Origin of the sequence: Nonomuraea sp. NPDC005730 (assembly GCF_040630865.1) — a bacterium.
In the GTDB taxonomy this organism is placed as follows: domain Bacteria; phylum Actinomycetota; class Actinomycetes; order Streptosporangiales; family Streptosporangiaceae; genus Nonomuraea.
Window position 1 is genome coordinate 81,239 of record NZ_JBEXYK010000007.1, and the last position, 17,469, is coordinate 98,707.

At 72.3% G+C, this 17,469-nt stretch carries 13 protein-coding genes; 8 read left to right on the forward strand and 5 right to left on the reverse strand.

Features of this window, described 5'->3' with window-relative positions; all coding sequences use genetic code 11:
* The first annotated feature begins 150 nt into the window (after positions 1 to 150).
* The 3 genes from ABZ444_RS12385 to ABZ444_RS12395 are packed head-to-tail and all read left to right on the forward strand — an operon-like array spanning position 151 to position 7,602.
* Positions 151 to 702 carry a hypothetical protein gene (locus ABZ444_RS12385; protein WP_357995020.1) on the forward strand — a complete coding sequence of 184 codons (552 nt, stop codon included), beginning with the start codon at positions 151 to 153 and terminating at the stop codon, positions 700 to 702.
* Complete coding sequence (locus ABZ444_RS12390; protein WP_357995021.1) at positions 702 to 2,798, forward strand: flotillin family protein; 2,097 nt, start codon at positions 702 to 704, stop codon at positions 2,796 to 2,798. Before ABZ444_RS12385 ends, ABZ444_RS12390 begins: the two co-directional genes overlap by 1 nt.
* Position 2,799: 1 nt before the next feature.
* Positions 2,800 to 7,602: a DNA repair ATPase gene (locus tag ABZ444_RS12395; RefSeq protein ID WP_357995023.1), complete on the forward strand. Its 4,803-nt coding sequence runs from the start codon at positions 2,800 to 2,802 to the stop codon at positions 7,600 to 7,602.
* 48 nt (positions 7,603 to 7,650) lie between these two features.
* Here the strand turns inward: ABZ444_RS12395 and abc-f are convergent, their stop codons facing one another.
* Entirely contained in the window at positions 7,651 to 9,306 is a 1,656-nt protein-coding gene (gene abc-f, locus ABZ444_RS12400) for a ribosomal protection-like ABC-F family protein (protein WP_357995025.1), read from the reverse strand.
* 166 nt (positions 9,307 to 9,472) lie between these two features.
* A complete protein-coding gene (locus ABZ444_RS12405; RefSeq protein ID WP_357995028.1) occupies positions 9,473 to 9,913 on the reverse strand; it encodes a MarR family transcriptional regulator in 441 nt (146 codons plus the stop codon).
* 84 nt (positions 9,914 to 9,997) lie between these two features.
* On the opposite strand from ABZ444_RS12405, the gene ABZ444_RS12410 reads away from it, so the two are divergent.
* A complete protein-coding gene (locus tag ABZ444_RS12410) occupies positions 9,998 to 11,152 on the forward strand; it encodes an FAD-dependent monooxygenase (protein ID WP_357995030.1) in 1,155 nt (384 codons plus the stop codon).
* On the opposite strand, the gene ABZ444_RS12415 is transcribed toward ABZ444_RS12410, so the two are convergent.
* Positions 11,114 to 11,992 (reverse strand): 4-hydroxy-tetrahydrodipicolinate synthase, encoded by an 879-nt coding sequence (locus ABZ444_RS12415; RefSeq protein ID WP_357995032.1) that lies wholly within the window; start codon positions 11,990 to 11,992, stop codon positions 11,114 to 11,116. The two genes, ABZ444_RS12410 and ABZ444_RS12415, sit on opposite strands and share 39 nt — an antisense overlap.
* A gap of 71 nt (positions 11,993 to 12,063) precedes the next feature.
* On the opposite strand from ABZ444_RS12415, the gene ABZ444_RS12420 reads away from it, so the two are divergent.
* A complete protein-coding gene (locus ABZ444_RS12420) occupies positions 12,064 to 12,933 on the forward strand; it encodes a LysR family transcriptional regulator (RefSeq protein ID WP_357995034.1) in 870 nt (289 codons plus the stop codon).
* A 45-nt stretch (positions 12,934 to 12,978) separates the two neighbouring features.
* On the opposite strand, the gene ABZ444_RS12425 is transcribed toward ABZ444_RS12420, so the two are convergent.
* Positions 12,979 to 13,566, reverse strand: a complete 588-nt coding sequence (locus tag ABZ444_RS12425) for a helix-turn-helix domain-containing protein (RefSeq protein ID WP_357995036.1) — start codon at positions 13,564 to 13,566, stop codon at positions 12,979 to 12,981.
* 84 nt (positions 13,567 to 13,650) lie between these two features.
* Here ABZ444_RS12425 and ABZ444_RS12430 point away from each other — a divergent pair, with 84 nt between their 5' ends.
* Positions 13,651 to 14,604: a zinc-binding dehydrogenase gene (locus ABZ444_RS12430; RefSeq protein ID WP_357995038.1), complete on the forward strand. Its 954-nt coding sequence runs from the start codon at positions 13,651 to 13,653 to the stop codon at positions 14,602 to 14,604.
* A 5-nt stretch (positions 14,605 to 14,609) separates the two neighbouring features.
* Here ABZ444_RS12430 and ABZ444_RS12435 read toward each other — a convergent pair whose 3' ends face one another.
* On the reverse strand, positions 14,610 to 15,560 hold the full coding sequence (locus tag ABZ444_RS12435) for a serine hydrolase (protein WP_357995040.1): 951 nt from the start codon (positions 15,558 to 15,560) through the stop codon (positions 14,610 to 14,612).
* A gap of 124 nt (positions 15,561 to 15,684) precedes the next feature.
* Here ABZ444_RS12435 and ABZ444_RS12440 point away from each other — a divergent pair, with 124 nt between their 5' ends.
* Entirely contained in the window at positions 15,685 to 16,668 is a 984-nt protein-coding gene (locus ABZ444_RS12440) for a polyprenyl synthetase family protein (RefSeq protein WP_357995042.1), read from the forward strand.
* 84 nt (positions 16,669 to 16,752) lie between these two features.
* Positions 16,753 to 17,427, forward strand: a complete 675-nt coding sequence (locus ABZ444_RS12445; RefSeq protein WP_357995044.1) for a hypothetical protein — start codon at positions 16,753 to 16,755, stop codon at positions 17,425 to 17,427.
* Positions 17,428 to 17,469: the final 42 nt, after the last annotated feature.

Here is a 17,469-nt window from a genome sequence, read left to right on the forward strand (position 1 = left end):
CAGTCATGTCGTCGAGCGTGCTACCTCAACCGCCCTTGAGGTCAAGTCGGCTAACTTTCGATATGAAGTCGGGAACTTTCCGCTTTAGTCGCCCTTTATATGTATATAGTCCGTCAGGACACACCGGGGGATGGGGCAAACCGAGGGCTGATGACCGAGTTCTTCCACGCCGCTCTGGGCTTTCCGACCGTCATTTTCACTTTCCTCCTCACGGCGGTCCTGGCTTATTGGCTGGCCGTCATCGCGGGCCTGCTGGACCTCGACCACGACGCGCCATGGCTGGGGCTCGGGGGCGTCCCCGCCGGGATCGTGATCTCCCTGCTGGTCGCGGTCGCCTGGCTGCTGAGTCTGGTCGGCGGCCAGGTGCTGCCGGACGCCGCACTGGCCGCCGTGCCCTTCGCCGCGGCGGCGGGCGGCTGGCTCGCCACGCGCGCCCTGATCGGGCCGCTGCGCAGGGCGTTCCAGGACGGCGGGCAGCACTCGCGCGGCGATCTCGTGGGCCGCCCGTGCGTCATCCGCACCGGGGCCGCCACCCCCGACTTCGGCCAGGCCGAGGTCACCGCCGAGGACGGCTCGACCGCGGTCGTCCAGGTCCGGACGACCGGACGGGACCGCCTGGGCCGCGGCGACAAAGCACTCATCTTCGAATACGACAAAGACGGCGAATTCTTCTGGGTCATGCCCTACGAAAGCGAGATCTGATGGACGTCATCTCCACGGGCTTCGGCGTATTTCTCGCCGTCGTCCTGGTCATCGTGATTGGCCTGCTCGTCATCATCGGCCGCCTTTTCCGCAAGGTGGAACAGGGCAAGGCGCTGATCGTGTCGAAGGTCAACAAGGTGGACGTGACGTTCACCGGCGCCATCGTGCTGCCGGTCGTCCACAAGGCCGAGACCATGGACATCTCGGTGAAGACCATCGAGATCACGCGTACCGGGCGTGAGGGGCTGATCTGCCGCGACAACATCAGGGCCGACATCAAGATCACGTTCTTCGTCCGGGTGAACAAGACCGCCGAGGACGTCATCAAGGTCGCCCAGGCCATCGGCACCGCGCGGGCCAGCGACGAGAACACCCTCCAGGAGCTGTTCAGCGCCAAGTTCTCCGAAGCGCTGAAGACGGCCGGCAAGCAGCTCGACTTCGTCGACCTCTACACCAAGCGGGACGAGTTCCGCGACGAGATCATCCGGCTCATCGGCACCGACCTGAACGGCTACAGCCTCGAAGACGCGGCCATCGACTACCTGGAGCAGACCGCGCTCACCCAGCTCGACTCCAGCAACATCCTGGACGCGCAGGGCATCAGGAAGATCACCGAGCTGACCGCGCTGGAGCACGTACGGACCAACGAGTTCCAGCGGGCCGAGGAGAAGGAGATCACCCGCCAGAACGTGGACGCCCGCGAGGCCATCCTGGAGCTCCAGCGCCGCCAGACCGACGCCGAGCTCAAGCAGCGCCGCGAGATCGAGACCGTCAAGGCCCGCGAGGAGGCGGAGATCGCCCGCGTGCAGGCCGAGGAGCGGCTGCGCGCGCAGACGGCCGGCATCAAGACCGACGAGCAGATCGGCGTGCAGCGGGAGAACCAGGCCCGCGAGGTGGCGGTCGCCGAGAAGAACCGCGAGCGGGTGATCGCGATCGAGAGCGAGCGCATCGAGAAGGACCGCCTGCTGGAGGTCATCGCCCGCGAGCGGGAGACCGAGCTGTCGCGCATCGCCAAGGACAAGGAGGTCGAGACCGAGAAGCGGTCGATCGCCGAGGTCATCCGGGAGCGCATCGCGGTCGACAAGACGGTGGCCGAGCAGGAGGAGAGCATCAAGCGGCTGCGCGTGGTCGAGGAGGCCGAGCGCACCCGCCAGCAGGTGATCATCGCGGCCGAGGCCGAGGCGCAGGAGAACCTGGTCAAGGACATCAAGGCGGCCGAGGCCGCGGAGGCGGCCTCGAAGTTCAGGGCCCGCGAGGAGCTGGTGCTGGCCGAGGCCCGGCAGCAGGCCGCCGAGCTGGAGGCGCGGGCCAAGATCCGGCTCGCGGAGGGCGTGCAGGCCGAGTCCGCCGCGGCCGGGCTGGCGCAGGTGCAGGTCAAGGAGCGCGACGCGGACGCCATCGAGAAGGTCGGCCGCGCGGAGGCCCTGTCCCTGGGCGAGAAGCTGCGGGCCGAGGCCGAGGGCGCGCGGGCCATGGCGCTGATCGAGGGCGACCGGCTCAAGGCGCAGGCCGAGGGCGAGCAGGCCATGGCGCTGGCCGGCGCCACCGCGATCGGCGAGAAGCTGAAGGCCGAGGCCGAGGGCCTGACCCAGAAGGCCGCCGCGATGGCCGCCCTGGACGAGGCCAGCCGGGGCCACGAGGAGTACCGCCTGCGCCTGGAGGCCGACAAGGAGATCAGGCTCAAGCACATCGACGTCACCCGCCAGGTGGCCGAGTCGCAGGCCAGCGTGCTGGCGGCGGGCCTGGCCAAGGCCAACATCGACATCGTCGGCGGCGACACGATGTTCTTCGACAAGGTGGTCGGCTCGATCACCATGGGCAAGGCGGTGGACGGCTTCGTCGGCCACTCGAACGTGGCCGGGGCTCTCGCGGCGCCGTACCTCAACGGGACGGCCAGCCTGGCGGCGGACATCGCGAGCGTGGTCGGCGGGGTGCGCACCGAGGACATCAAGAACCTGACCGTCTCGGCCCTGCTCATGCGGCTCATCCAGGACGGCGGCCCGCAGTCGTCGGCGCTCGGCGAGCTGCTGGACACCGCGCGCCGGCTGGGCGTGGCCGACTCCCCCGTGGCCGCGCTGGCGGCGGCGAAGGGCTGACGTGAGCATCACCGAGCTGGAAGCCGGGACCTACGAGGTTCTCCGGAACCGCCTCCAGTCGCAGGCCAAGGCCCTCGCGGTCGCGACGGAGGAGATCAACGGGCAGCGGCTGCGCGTCTTCGGCGGCGCGGAGCTGCGCCTGCTCGGCACCGAGCGGATCAGGACCGAGAACAACTGCGTCCCGAGGGACATCGTCTCGCTGGGCGAGGTGATGTTGTTCGGCTACAACGTCTTCATCGGGCTCAAGCCCGAGACGACCGTGGCCGACGTGTTCGCCGTGCACCGCTTCACCAGGGACGGGGACGCGTTCACGTTCGAGACCGGGAAGCTGGAGACGCTGGAGGAGCCGGCGTTCAGGAAGGACTTCGCCGAGCTGTACCGGTACTACAAGGAGACCAGGCTCCAGCAGCTGCGGCGGGTCGAGGGCAAGCTGCTGGCGGTGTTCCGGACGGGCCCGGCGGACACGCGGGTGCTCAGGTGGACGGTCAGCAACGGCGGTATCCCGAAATATCTGGATAACAGGGGGGAGCGGGACCACGTCTTCCCCCCGTCCCACGACTTCGAGTGGACGCCGGCCACCCGCGACGACCACGTGCTCGGCCGCCATCCGCACATCTCCATCCAGGGCGAGGTCTTCGTCGAGACGATCGGCGGCGACCTCACCATCAAGGTCGAGAACAACACCGAGACCGGCGCGGGCGTCTACTCCGAGCCGGTCACCGAACGCCTCCAGTCGCTGGCCGACGCCGACGTCGAGTACGCCAGGGTCGGGCCGCTCGTCCTCATGCGGATCAGGCCGTACAAGGAGCCGGACTGGCGGCATCTGGTGTTCAACACCCGTACCAAGGCGGTGACCAGGCTCGACGGCATCGGCCAGTCCTGCCAGCGGCTGCCCGAGGACCAGGGGCTGATCTTCCCGGGCGGCTACTACCTGGCCACCGGGATCAGCAAGACGTTCGACACGGACGTGACGGACCTGGAGTTCGAGCGGGTCGTGCGCTCGCCCAACGGCGAGGACGTCCTGTACGTCTTCCACGCCCGGGGCGACGGCCGCTCGCTGCTGCTGCCGTACAACGTGATCAGGAAGGAGGTGGCCAACCCCATCGTCTGCCACGGGTACTCCCTGTTCGACGACGGCACGATGGTGGTCTTCCGCGCCCTCTCCGAGGAGCCGACCCGGGTCCACCCTATGCAGGTGTGGCAGACGCCGTACGTGTCCGACACCTACGCCGCCGCCCAGCCCGCCGGGACCGGGCCCCTGGAGCGCATCGGCAACGCCGAGCTGGTGCGCGGCATCTCCGACTGCCTGTCCGTGGCCCGCATGGTCGAGGAGATGGCGGCGTCGGAGGCCACGTTCGAGGCGCTGATCGCCGCCTGCACCCGCGCCGCCGACTCCTACCACTGGCTCGGCGAGCACGGGCTCGCCGCGCCGCTCGCCGACGTGCGCGCCACCGCCGAACAGGTGCTCGACGAGTACGAGAACGTCGAGCAGCTCACCCGCCAGGCCGCCGACACCCTGGCGGCGGCCGCCGAGGAGACCGCCCACCTGCTACGCGAGGCCGCCGCCGACACCCCCGCCACCGCCGACGCCTGGGTCACCACGCTGGCCGGCCTGCGCAGGCAGCAGGGCCGCCTGGTGACCCTGCGCGACGTCCGCTACCTGGACCCTGCCCGCCTGGACGAGCTGTCCGCCGCCCTGACCGCGGAGCTGGCCGCGACCGGCAGGCGCGCGGTCGCCTTCCTGGAGGGCGCGGAGGCGTTCACCGCCTACCACGCGGCGGTCGAACGGCTGGCCGCCGACGCCGCCGCGATCGCGACCGTGGCCGAGGCCGCGCCCGTCGCCGACCGGCTGGCCGAGCAGGCGGAGGGCCTGGAGGTGGTGACGGAGGTCGTCGGCTCGCTGGAGATCGCCGACGCCACGGTCCGCACGTCGATCCTGGGCCGGATCGCCGAGGTGCTGGCCGGGGTGAACCGGGCGCGGGCCGTGCTCGACGGGCGGCGCCGCGAGCTGCTGGGCTCGGAGGGCCGCGCGGCCTTCGCCGCCGAGTTCGCCCTGTTCGGGCAGGCCGTCTCGGGTGCGCTGGCGATGGCCGACACGCCGGACAAGTGCGACGAGCAGCTCGGCCGCCTGATGCTCCAGGTGGAGAACCTGGAGGCGCGGTTCGGCGAGTTCGACGACTTCGCCGCCCAGCTGGCGGGCAAGCGGGACGAGGTCTACGAGGCGTTCTCGGCCAGGAAGCAGACCCAGCTCGACGGCCTGGCCCGGCGGGCCGACCGGGTCTTCGCCTCGGCCGGGCGCATCCTGGGCAGCGTGACCAGGCGGCTGGCGTCGCTGGGGTCGATGGACGAGGTCAACACGTACTTCGCCACCGATCCGATGGTCGGCCGGGTCCGTACGGCGGCGGCCGAGCTGCGTTCCTTGGGCGACGCCGTCCGGGCCGAGGAGCTGGACGGCCGGGTCAAGGCGGCCCAGCAGGAGGCCGGCCGCGCCCTGCGGGACCGGCTGGACCTGTTCACCGACGGCGGCGAGACGCTGCGCCTCGGCCGTCACCTGTTCGCCGTCAACACCCAGCCGATCGACCTGACGCTGGTCCCGCACGACGGCGAGATGCACTTCGCGATCACGGGCACCGACTACCGCGCGCCCGTGCCGGCGTCGTTCGCCGACACGCGGCCGTTCTGGGATCAGCTGCTGGTGTCGGAGACGCCGGAGATGTACCGGGCCGAGCATCTGGCCGCCTCGCTCCTGGAGTCCGCGGGGCCCGGCGCTCCCCTGGCCGACCTGGTACGCCAGGCCGCCGAGCAGCGCTACGACGAGGGCTACGAGCGTGGCGTGCACGACCACGACGCGATCCTCGTCCTGGAGAGCCTGGTCCGGCTGCGCGAGGGCGCCGGCCTGCTGCGCTATCCGTCCGAGGCCCGCGCGGCGGCGCAGCTCTTCTGGGCCTTCGGCACGGACGAGGTTTCACGTAAAACATTGGCCACCAGGGCCGCCTCCCTGGTCCGCGCCCGCGCGGTCTTCGGCCGGACGCCCGCCCTGGAGGCGCTGGCCGCCGAGCTCGGCACCCGGATCGCCGCCTTCTCCCCCGGCCAGGACACCGGCCAGAGCACGGCCGCGCTGGCCGGCGAGTACCTGGTCGAGGAGCTGGGCGCGACGCCGTCCGGCTTCGTGACCGGCAAGGCGGCGCGCGACCTCCTCGACGGCTTCAGGCAGGCGCTCGGCCCGGCCAGGACGCGCGAGTTCGAGGCGGAGCTGGCCGCGCTCCCCCTGCCCGAGCGGCTACAGCTCGCCCACGCCTGGATCGGCGCCTACCGCCAGGGCCCCGAGGTGGCCGAGGCCGTCGCCGTGCTCCTGTGCGACCTGCCCCGCCACGACTCCGGCGCCGCCGTCGAGGAGACCGTCGAGGGCCTGCTCGGCGCGCATCCGCGGGTGCGGGACCGCAGGCTGCGGGTCAGGCTCGACGAGCTGCTGACCAGGGCGCGCGCCTTCAGCCAGGACCGGGTCCCGGCCTACCGGGCCTACCAGCGCCGCCGCAACGAGCTGATCGAGCAGGAACGCCGCCGGCTGCGCCTGGAGGAGTACCGGCCCAAGGTCATGAGCGCGTTCGTCCGCAACCGGCTGCTGGACGAGGTCTACCTGCCGCTGATCGGCGACAACCTGGCCAAGCAGCTCGGCGCGGCGGGCGCGGGCAAGCGCACCGACCAGATGGGCCTGCTGCTGCTCATCTCACCGCCCGGCTACGGCAAGACCACGCTGATGGAGTACGTCGCCAGCCGCCTCGGCCTGGTCTTCGTCAAGGTGAACGGCCCGGCGCTCGGCCACGGCGTCACCTCGCTCGACCCGGCCGACGCGCCCGACGCCACGGCCAGGCAGGAGGTCGAGAAGATCTCCTTCGCGCTGGAGAGCGGCAACAACACCCTGCTCTACCTGGACGACATCCAGCACACCTCGCCGGAGCTGCTGCAGAAGTTCATCTCGCTGTGCGACGCCCAGCGCCGCATCGAGGGCGTCTGGAACGGCCGGACCCGCACGTACGACCTGCGCGGGAAGCGCTTCGCGGTGTGCATGGCGGGCAACCCGTACACCGAGTCCGGGCAGCGCTTCCGCATCCCGGACATGCTGGCCAACCGCGCCGACGTGTGGAACCTGGGCGACGTGCTCTCCGGCAGGGACGAGCTGTTCGCGCTGAGCTACGTGGACAACGCGCTGACCTCCAACCCGGTGCTGGCCCCACTCTCGGGTCGCGACCGGGCCGACGTCGAACTCCTGGTACGCCTGGCCAAGGGCGACCCGGCGGTCCGCCCTGACCAGCTCAGGCACCCGTACGGCAAGGCCGAGCTGGAGCAGGTGCTCGGCGTGCTGGGCAAGCTGGTGCGGGCGCAGGAGGTGGTGCTGGCCAACAACGCGGCCTACATCGCGTCGGCGTCCCAGGCGGAGGCGTCCAGGACCGAGCCGCCGTACCGGTTGCAGGGGTCGTACCGGAACATGAACAAGCTGGCCGAGCGCATCGTGCCCGCCATGAACGACGAGGAGCTGGAGGCGGTGATCGACGACCACTACCTGGGCGAGGCGCAGACCCTCACCCAGGACGCCGAGGCCAACCTGCTCAAGCTGGCCGAGCTGCGCGGGCGCCTGACCCCCGCCCAGGCGGCGCGCTGGGCGGAGATCAAGGCGGCCTTCCTCAGGGCCAGGGCGCTCGGCGGATCCGGCGACGACCCGATGACCAGAGCCGTGGGCGCCCTCGGCCTCCTCGCCGACCGGGTGAGCGAGGTGGGCACGGCCATCAGGGAGTCGGACCGCTGAGCGCGGCCGTCAGCAGGCCCGATCCCTGAGCGCGGCCGGGCCCGGCCGTCAGCAGGCCCGGCCGGTGAGCGTGGCGGGGGCGAGCTCCAGGTGTGTGCCGGTGAAGGCGGCGCGCAGGCGGCGGTCGTGGGTGACGACCACCAGCGCGCCCTCATAGTGGGCCAGCGCCTCCTCGAGCTGCTCCACCAGCATCGGCGACAGGTGGTTGGTCGGCTCGTCGAGCAGCAGCAGGTCCACGGGGTCGGTGACCAGGCGGGCCAGCTCGACCCGGCGGCGCTGCCCGTACGAGAGGTCGGCCAGCCGCCGCCGCAGGTCGTCCGGCCGGAACAGCCCCAGGCCGAGCAGCCGGTCGGCGTGCTCGCCGGGGCTGCCCGGCCGCCCCTCGGCGAAGGCCGCGAGGACGGTACGGTCCAGCCGGACCGCCCGTTCCTCCTGGCGGAGCAGACCGGCCCGCCCGGTCCGGCGTACGGTCCCCGCGTCGGGACGCAGCTCGCCGGCGAGCACCCGCATGAGCGTGGTCTTGCCCGCGCCGTTCGGCCCGGTGACCAGCAGCCGCTCCCCCCGCCGGACGGCGAGCCCGTCGATCCGCAGCCGCCCCGACACCCGTACCCCGTCGAGCACGGCCACCATGGACCGCCGCCCCGGCCCGCACACGTCGTCCTGGGGCCGTTCCGGCAGACGCACGTCGGCGGGTGGCGGGGGCGTGATGGTGGCGGTGAAGCGGAGCGGCACGGGGGGCGGCGGGACCGGGTGCTCTTCGAGCCATCGCATCCGCGCGTGCGACTGCCGGACGCGCCCGGCGGCGCCGTGCGTCCGCGACCTCGCCCGCCACGCGCCGGTGCCCATCCCGGCCTTCGCCATCACGCGCGGGACGGCCGCCAGCCGCCCCGCGTTGGCCGCCACCAGCCCGGCGTGCCGGGCCAGCTCGGACCGCCACTCCTCGTGGGCCCGCACGTGCGCGGCCCGTTCGGCGGCCTTGGCCGCGAGGTAGCCCGAGTAGCCGTCGCCGTAGCGGCGCACCCGCCCGTCGGAGACCTCCAGGATCACCGTGGTGACCCGGTCGAGGAACGCGCGGTCGTGGCTGATCGCGACGACCGTGCCGCGGTGCTCGCGCAGGTGCTGTTCGAGCCAGGCGACGGCCTGGTCGTCCAGGTCGTTGGTCGGTTCGTCGAGCAGCAGCAGCTCAGGCGCGGCGGCCAGCGTCGCGGCCAGGGCGAGCCTGGACCGCTCGCCGCCCGACATCGTCGCGACCGGGCGGTCCCGGTCCAGGCCGGGCAGGCCCAGGCCGTGCAGCGCGACGTCCACCCGGGTGTCGGCCTCGTAGCCGCCGCGCGCCTCGAACTCGGCCGTGGCGGCGGCGTAGGCGTCCAGGTCGGTGCCGGCGAGCGCGCGCATGCGCGCCTCGATCTCGCGCAGCTCGGCCAGGGCCAGATCGACCACGTCGGCCACGGTGGCGTGCGGCGGCAGCTCCAGCGACTGCGGCAGGTGCCCCACGCCGCCGGGCGCGACCACGGTCAGCTCGCCGTTGTCCGGACGCTCGACGCCCGCCATGAGCCTGAGCAGCGTGGACTTGCCCGAGCCGTTGTCGCCGATCATCCCGGCCTTCTCGCCGGGCCGGACGGTGAGCGACACACGGTCCAGGACGATTCGGGTGTCGTAACGCTTGGTGATCTCGTTCAGCGCCAATTGGGCAGCGGTACGCATAGAGGCTCCACCTCCTTGTCTCAACGCGGATATGACCGGTACGAGGCGCGGCGGAGCGGTCGGCTCAACGCGTATGCGCCTCGGGCGTGAGAATCACAGGAAGCAGTAACCCATATCGCCGGACACCGTAGCCCATAGGCGGACTTATGTACAGCCCCTATTTCGGCTATTCGGCGCGCAGCTCGGTGGTGGCCGCCCGTTGCAGGGCCGTGGAGCGCCGGAGGAAGTCGACGATCAGGGCCAGTTCGTCGTCGGTGTAGCGGTCGTACAGGCCGGACATCGCGGCCACGAACGGCTCGAACAGCTCGCCGAAGCCGGCCAGCCGCTCCCAGTTGATCTCGACGATGACCCGGCGCCGGTCTTTGGTGTCGCGCACCCTGCGGACCAGCCATTTGGCCTCCAGCCGGTCGATCAGCCCGCTGACGGAGGCCGGGGCGAGGCCCGTGTGCTGGGACAGCTCCCCCGCGGTCAGCGGCCCGTGGCGTTGGAGCAGGTCGAGCGTCTTCTCCTCGGTCATCCCCAGGCCCAGCCGCTGGCCCATGGCGCTGTGGTACATGACCGCGGCGTTGCTGCTCTCCCGGCCTGCCTCGACCAGTTCGTCCAACAATTTCTTTCGATGCTCCGAAATATCCCTGGACATCCCGCCACCCATGCTCATATATTTCGTTCGGCCGAACGAAAGGATACCAGCATGAAGGCTCTGATCATAGGCTGCGGGATCGGCGGGCCCGTCACCGCGATGGCCCTGCAGGCGGCCGGCATCGACGCCGAGATCCACGAGGCGTACCCGCGGGGCGCCGAGAACGTCGGCTCGTTCCTCAACCTCGCCTCCAACGGCCTGGCCGCCCTGCGCGTGCTCGGCGTCCACCGCGAGGTGCTGTCGTCGGCCATCCCCACCCCGCGCATGGTCATGTGGAGCGGCACCGGCAAGCGCCTCGGCGAGGTGGCCAACGGCCTGCGCCTCGACGACGGCACGGTCAGCCACACCGTGCTCCGCTCCGACCTCTACGGCACCCTGCGCGACGAGGCCGCCCGGCGCGGCGTCCCCATCGCGTACGGCAGGCGCCTGGTCTCCTACGACGACACCGGCGACCAGGTCGTGGCGACCTTCGAGGACGGCACCTCGGCCACCGGCGACCTGCTGATCGCCTGCGACGGCGTGCACTCACGCACCCGCTCGCTGCTCGACCCAGGCGCGCCCGGCCCGCGCTACAGCGGCCTGTACAGCTTCGGCGGCATCGTCAGGAGCACGGAAAACGCCGGATTCGGCGGCGAGCCCGGGGTCTACAACATGGTCTTCGGCAAGCGGGCCTTCTTCGGCTGCACGGTGACCGAGTCGGGTGACACGTGGTGGTTCGCGAACCTGCCCAGGCGGCTCGGCGACGTGCCCGCGGACTGGCGGCCCGTCCTGGCGGCGGCGTTCGAGGGGGACGCGAACCCCTCGGCCGACCTCGTCCGCCGCGGCCCCGTGGGCCCCGCGCTGCCGGTGTACGACCTGCCGCCGGTGCCCGTCTGGCACCGGGGCCGCGTCCTGCTCACCGGGGACGCCGCCCACGCCACCTCGCCCAGCTCCGGCCAGGGCGCCTCGCTGGCCGTCGAGGACGCGATCGTGCTGGCCAGGTGCCTGCGCGAGGCGAAGGGGCATCGCGCGGCGTTCGAGCGGTTCGAGGCCGAGCGGCGGCCCAGGGTCGAGCGGGTGGTGGCCTACTCCAGGACGATCAGCAACAGCAAGGCCGCGGGCCCGGTCGTTCGGGTCTTCCGCGACCTGATGCTGCCGATGTTCCTGAAGCGGAGCGCGAGCCAGGAGTCACTGGCCTGGATGTACCGCCACCAGGTCGGCCTGTGACACCGCGGCGGCGGAGGCGGGCAGCAGCGGCAGCCGCACGTCCGGCGTCGGGATCAGGCCCCTGGCGTGCAGGACGCCCTTGATCACGGTCGGGTTGGGCTCGGCGAAGAGCGCGCGGGAGACCTGGGCCAGCCGGTGCCCGAGCGGGCGCGCGGTGGCCACGTCACCGGCCACCCAGGCGTCGACCAGCTCGACGAAGCTCCGGGTCAGCACGTGCGCCGAGGCCAGGATGCCGCCGGAGGCGCCGAGCGCGAGCAGCGGCGAGACGAACGCGTCGTCGCCGCCCAGCACCTCGAAGCCGTCGGGCAGGTCCGCGAGCAGGTCCACCGTGTCCTGGTCGATGCCGCCGGCGGCGTACTTGACGCCCGCGACGTTCGGATGCTCCCCGATCGCCCGCAGCGCCGCGGCGCCCACGGCCTGCCCGGTCCGGTAGGGGATGTGGTAGATCACCAGCGGCACTGGTGACGCCTCGGCCAGCGCCTCGAAGTGCGCGATCACGCCGCGCTCGCCGGGCCGCAGGAAGTACGGCACGGTCACCAGGGCCGCGTCCACCCCGGCGGGCAGCTCACGCAGCGCCGCGGCGGTCGTGCGGGTGTCGTTCCCGGTCACGCCGACGGTCAGCAGCGCCCGGCGCTCCGCGCACACGCGTACGCAGGTCTCGACCACCAGGGCCCGCTCCTCGGGGTCGAGGGCGGCCACCTCGGCCGTCGTCCCCAGCGCCACCAGACCGGCTGCGCCCTCGTCGAGCATCTGCCGGGCGAGCTTCTCGACCGCGTCGGCGGCCACCTCCCCCGACGACGTGAACGGCGTGACCAGCGGTACGTGGATTCCTCTCAGCATGCTTCGAGCCTGCCGCCCGCAGACCTGTTAGGTCCAGTTCGGATTTCTTCGTCCGAGCTTAAGATGAACTTATGCTCGACCCTCGCAAGCTCCACCTGCTCCGCGAGCTGGCCAGGCGCGGCACGATCACCGCCGTGGCCGAGGCGGTCACGTTCACCCCTTCGGCGGTCTCGCAGCAGCTCAGCGCCCTGGAACGGGAGGCGGGCGTGCCGCTGCTGGAACGCACCGGGCGCACGGTCACGCTCACCCCCGCCGGGCTGCTGCTCGTCGAGCACGCGCAGGCCGTCCTGGAGCAGCTCGAACGCGCCTCGGCCGCGCTCGCCGCCGTCCAGGGCGGGCCGTCGGGGCCCCTGCGGATCGGCGCGTTCCCGACGGCCACCCGCGTGCTGCTGCCGCCCGCGCTCGCCCGCCTGGCCGCGGACTGTCCGGGGCTGGAGCCGATGGTGGCCGAGATCGACCCCGCCGACGTCTCGGCGGCGCTGCGGGCGGGCGAGCTCGACGTCGCCCTCGTGCACGAGTACGACTTCGTGCCCCCGGTCACCGACGCCTCCATCGAGACCGAGCCGCTGTTCACCGAGCCGATGTACCTGACCGACCGCGCCCGCGTCCTCGACGCCCGCGACGACCCGTGGATCATGAGCAAGCCGGGCACGCTCTGCCACACCATGGCGATCAGGGCCTGCCAGGCGGCCGGGTTCGAGCCTCGGGTCCGGCACCACATCGACGACTTCGACACCGTGCTCGCCTTCGCCGCCGCGGGTCAGGGCGTCGCGCTCGTGCCCAGGCTGGCGGCGCTGACCCCGCCGGACGGCGTCTCGCTGACCCGCCTGCCCCTGAGCCGCCGCACGCGGGCCGCCTTCCGCCGCGGCTACGGCGACCACCCGGCGGTCCGCGCGGCCGTCGCCGCCTTCCACACCGCCGCCACCACCCTCCCCCTCTGACCGCCCGCCCGGCCCGGAAGGCGTCGTCGGCGAGGGGCCGGGCGCCTAAGGGCTGGGCCTGCCGAGCAGACCTTCGGCGAGGGCGGCGAAGCTGCGGGCCAGCCGCGCGCTGTCCCCCGCCCGCAACCGGCTCGCGATCGGCTCCATGTGCAGGGACCCGAGCAGCAGGTGCGCGATCTCGTCCGCGTCCACGTCGGGGCGACCCTCGGTGATCAGCGCGGTGACGTGCCGGTGCCAGCCGGCGTAGATCGGGTTGGTCTCGCGGGGTTCGGACCTGCTGGTCGCGACCGCGTGCTCGTGCGCCGCCACCAGGTTGCCGTTGCGCGCCGCCAGCTCGGCCACCGCGCCCAGGAAGGCGACCAGCCGCTCGACGGGCGGCGCCCCGGGGCCGAGCGGCGGCGGGCCCTCGGCCACCGCCTTGTCCAGCTTGCGGGCCCGCTCGCTCATGAGCTCCCGCATCAAGCCCGTACGGCTGCCGAACCGGTGGAACACCGTGCCCTTGCCCACGCCGGCGGCCACCGCCACCCGCTCGACGGAGACCTGGTCGGGCGGGTGGCGGCGCAGCAGTTCCTCCGCCGCCCGCAGGATCGCCCGCCGGTTGCGCGCGGCGTCGGCCCGCTCTTGACGTTCCATCCGGTCATTGTTGCCCATGGACAAACTTGACCAGCGGTCCATATATTAACTGGACCAATGGTTCAGATACAGACGGGATCAACCATGCGTGCCATCCAGCTCGACGCGACCGGCGGCCCGGAGACCCTGCGGCCGGTGGACCTGCCCCGCCCGCGCCCCGAGGCGGGCCAGGTCCTCGTCCGCGCGCAGGCGATCGGCGTCGGCTACGCCGAGACGCAGATCCGCTCGGGCGCGCTGCCGTTCCCGCTGCCGCTGCCCGTCGTGCTCGGCGCGGAGGCGGTCGGCGAGGTCGTCGAGACGGGCGAGGGCGTGGACGGCGGCCTGCTCGGCACCGTACGCGTGGGGGTGACCGGCGGCCTCGGCGCCTACGCGGAGTACGTGGCCATGCCCGCCGCCATGACCTGCCCCGTACCCGAGGACGTGACGCCCCTGGAGGCCCTGGCCGGGGCCGCGCCCGGCGCGATCGCCCTCGCCCTGCTGCACCGGGCGCGGCTCGGCGGCGGGGAGACCGTGCTGGTCGAGGCGGGCACCAGCGCGGTCGGCGGCTACGTGGTGGCGCACGCCGAGGAGTTCGGGGCGGCCCGGGTGATCGCCACCGCGGGCTCGCCGGCCAAGCGGCGGCGGGCCCTCGATCTCGGCGCCGACCAGGCCCTGGACCACGGCGACCCGGGCTGGCCGGACGCGCTGCCGGACATCGACGTGGCCTTCGAGTCGATCGGCGGCGCGTCGGCCCGGCGGGTGCTCGACCGGCTCGTGCCCGGCACCGGGCGGATGTTGTTCTACGGCATGCTGAGCGGCGAGCCCGCCGCCGTCACGGCCGCCGACCTGATGGACCGCGGCGTGACCGTCATCGGCTGCAGCGGCCCCGGCTGGGCCGGCCAGGTGTTCGGCACGCACTATCCCGAGATGCTGGCCCGGCTCGGCTCAGGACGCAGCCGGGCCGTCGTCCACGAGACCCTGCCGCTGGCCGAGGCGGCCGAGGCCCACCGCCTCCTGGAGTCGCGCGCGGTCACGGGCCGCGTCCTGCTGGTCCCGTGAGCGGCTCAGCGGTCGAGTACGGCGTCCAGCACGACCGTGGCGCTGACCTGCTCCCCGTTGTAGTCGCCGGCCGTCACCGCGACGACCAGCTCCTCGCCGGCCAGCACGAGCAGCCGCTGGCCGCCGTTCCCGATGGCCTCGGTCCACGGCCGGTCGCCGGTGCTCACGTACCACTGGTAGCCGTAGCGGAAGTCGCCGTCGATGACCACGCGGGGCCGCGTCATCTCGCGCACCCACTGCTCGGGGACGATGCCCAGCCCGCCGCCGAGCACCAGCCGGCCGAGCGCGGCCAGGTCGAGGGGCCGCAGCCGCAGCCCGGCCGCGGCCATCGCCACGCCGTCCGTGCCCTTGACCCACTCGGTCCGGGTGATCCCGAGCGGCTCGAACAGCGCCTTCGCGGCGTACTCCGCCAGCGGTTCGCCGGCGCCCCGCTCGATGAGCCCGCCGAGCACGGCCGAGGCGCCGCCGCAGTACCGCCACCGCTTCCCGGCCTCCTCGACCACGGGACGCTCCAGGACGAACCGGTACCGGTCAGCAGCGAGCTCCATCGCGATCTCGCTGTTGGCCGGGCTCGTGTACGGCAGGTCCTCGTTCCAGTCGATCCCGAGCGTCATGGTGAGCGCGTGCCCGACGGTGAGGTGCGCCCGGCCCGGATCGGCCACCAGGTCCGGATATTCGGGGAACTGCTCCACCAGCCTCGCGTCCGGCGGCGGCACCAGCCCGTCGCGCAGGGCCACGCCGTACAGCAGCGCGACCACGCTCTTGGTGACCGACCGCACGTCGTGCGGCGTGTCGCGGTCGAACACGACGTGCCGGGGCTCCTCGGTGATCCGCTGGTCGACGCCCGCGCCGTAGTGCTCGACGACGACCTCGCCGCCTCGCATGACCACGACCGCGTGCAGATTGGGCGCCGTGCCGGCGTTCAGGACCGCCTCGACCCGCTCCGCCATTCCCATGATGACCTCCTAAGCCCGGGGGACATCCTGTCGTACCCGCTCACACGATGTCAGGGTCAAGGGCTGAGAACGTCCTCAGCGTCTCTCAGGAGCGGCACAGCGGCGCGGGAGCAGGCTTGGTCCCATGGAGCAACTCGTGAACAGCCCCGCCGTCAGCCAAGGTCTGCGCAGGGTCGAGGCCAGGATCAGGCGGCTCAGCGGCTCGTCCGCGCTGCCGGGGATCAACGCGGGCGCCGGGCGGATCGTCAGCGCCGGAGGCAAGCGGTTGCGTCCGGCGCTGACGTTGGCGACCTCGCTCGCCCTGGGCAAGGCCCCCGACCGCCGGGTGATCACGGCCGCCGCGTGCGTCGAGCTGATCCACGCCGGCTCGCTCGTGCACGACGACCTCATGGACCGGGCGACCGAGCGGCGCGGCACCCGTACGCTCAACGCCGAGCTGGGCGACGGCAAGGCCCTGGTGATCGGCGACTTCATGCTGGCCAGGGCGGGCCTGGCGGCCATCACCGCGGTGTCCAGGCCGGTCGCCGAGGTGCTCGCGGCCACCGTGGTGGAGCTGGCCGAGGGCCAGTACCTGGAGACGAGCGACCTGTTCAACCCGGCCAGGACCAGGGAGAGCGCGCTGCGTTCGATCACCGGCAAGACCGCCGCGCTGTTCCGGGCCGGCTGCCTGGTGGCGGCCGTCTGCGCGCGGGCCTCCGCCGAGGACCGGGCGCGCGTGGCGGCGTACGGCGAGAAGTTCGGGCTGATCTTCCAGGTGCTGGACGACCTGCTCGACCTGACCGCCTCCAGCGCCCAGCTGGGCAAGCCGGCCGGCAACGACCTGCGGCAGGGCGTCTACAGCCTGCCGCTGCTCCTGTCGGGCACCGACCTCGGCGACCTGCTCGGCCGCGACATGAGCGACGAACAGGTGGAGGAGGCGCTGCGCCGGCTGCGCGCGGGCGACCTGGTGGCCAACACGCTGGAGTTCTGCCGCGGCCTGGCCTCGGACGCGCTGGCCGCCCTTCCGGTGATCCACGACAGGGAGATCGCGGCCCTCCTGTACGGCCTCCCGACGGCCTACATCGACCACGTCGCGGAGGTGTCGTCGCAGTTGACGGGCGTCAGTTGAGATTTGTTGGAACAATTGGTAGGAATCGCCTCCACAACCCGGCGAATCGCGCTAATACTGGAGTCACGCACTACAGGAGCGCACATGCGAAAGACCCCCCCTCGCATGATGATCCGGGACGACGGGCTTGAGGCCAGTCACTTCCTCCAGCTCGCCGCCGTGGACTTCACCGGCATCTACGCGGTCCACCTGGCCGCGAAGGAAGAACGGCTGAAGATGACCAGGCTCGCCATGAGCCTGTTGTCGGGGCCGTTCCTGGCGGCCATCGCCCTGACCAGCGCCAAGGTGGTGGACCCGCAGAGCCTCACGGAGTGGCATCGCGTGCCGTGGTACCTGTTCGCCCTGGTCACGGCGTTCGGGGTGCTCAGCGTGCTGCCGTTCCTGCGGTTGATCGAGGCGGTCGGCGCGCACGCCAGGACGGCCCGCGCGATCAACAACTTCCGCCTGCTGTACGCCTCCAGGCTCAAGGACCGGCTCGCCTGGAGCCCGAACCTGCCGATCGACCCCCGCTTCCCGGAGACGTACGCGCCGCTGGCCTGGCCCGGGATCAACGTGACGACGCTGGCGCTGGCGAACTCGACCTACCTGACGGTGGGCCTCACGGGCCTGTGCGGGCAGGCGCCCGACCTGCTCCTGCTCGCCTTCGGCATCCTCCTCGTCACGCTGGTCCACTACGCCGTCTACTACGTGCGCTGCAACGTGACCAGGCGGCGCCGGCTCCCGCGCGACCCCTACGAGTTCCCGGATCAGGAGACCTGAATGCCCGGCCCTGCGTCATGGGCGTCATGTGGGGAGGCGTGG

Bases quoted from the DNA above. Each gene is read 5' to 3' on its own strand.
- ABZ444_RS12385 (WP_357995020.1), top strand. From the start codon at position 151: ATGACCGAGTTCTTCCACGCCGCTCTGGGCTTTCCGACCGTCATTTTC.
- ABZ444_RS12390 (WP_357995021.1), top strand. From the start codon at position 702: ATGGACGTCATCTCCACGGGCTTCGGCGTATTTCTCGCCGTCGTCCTG.
- abc-f (WP_357995025.1), bottom strand. From the start codon at position 9,306: ATGCGTACCGCTGCCCAATTGGCGCTGAACGAGATCACCAAGCGTTAC.
- ABZ444_RS12410 (WP_357995030.1), top strand. From the start codon at position 9,998: ATGAAGGCTCTGATCATAGGCTGCGGGATCGGCGGGCCCGTCACCGCG.
- ABZ444_RS12415 (WP_357995032.1), bottom strand. From the start codon at position 11,992: ATGCTGAGAGGAATCCACGTACCGCTGGTCACGCCGTTCACGTCGTCG.
- ABZ444_RS12420 (WP_357995034.1), top strand. From the start codon at position 12,064: ATGCTCGACCCTCGCAAGCTCCACCTGCTCCGCGAGCTGGCCAGGCGC.
- ABZ444_RS12425 (WP_357995036.1), bottom strand. From the start codon at position 13,566: ATGGAACGTCAAGAGCGGGCCGACGCCGCGCGCAACCGGCGGGCGATC.
- ABZ444_RS12430 (WP_357995038.1), top strand. From the start codon at position 13,651: ATGCGTGCCATCCAGCTCGACGCGACCGGCGGCCCGGAGACCCTGCGG.
- ABZ444_RS12435 (WP_357995040.1), bottom strand. From the start codon at position 15,560: ATGGGAATGGCGGAGCGGGTCGAGGCGGTCCTGAACGCCGGCACGGCG.
- ABZ444_RS12440 (WP_357995042.1), top strand. From the start codon at position 15,685: ATGGAGCAACTCGTGAACAGCCCCGCCGTCAGCCAAGGTCTGCGCAGG.
- ABZ444_RS12445 (WP_357995044.1), top strand. From the start codon at position 16,753: ATGCGAAAGACCCCCCCTCGCATGATGATCCGGGACGACGGGCTTGAG.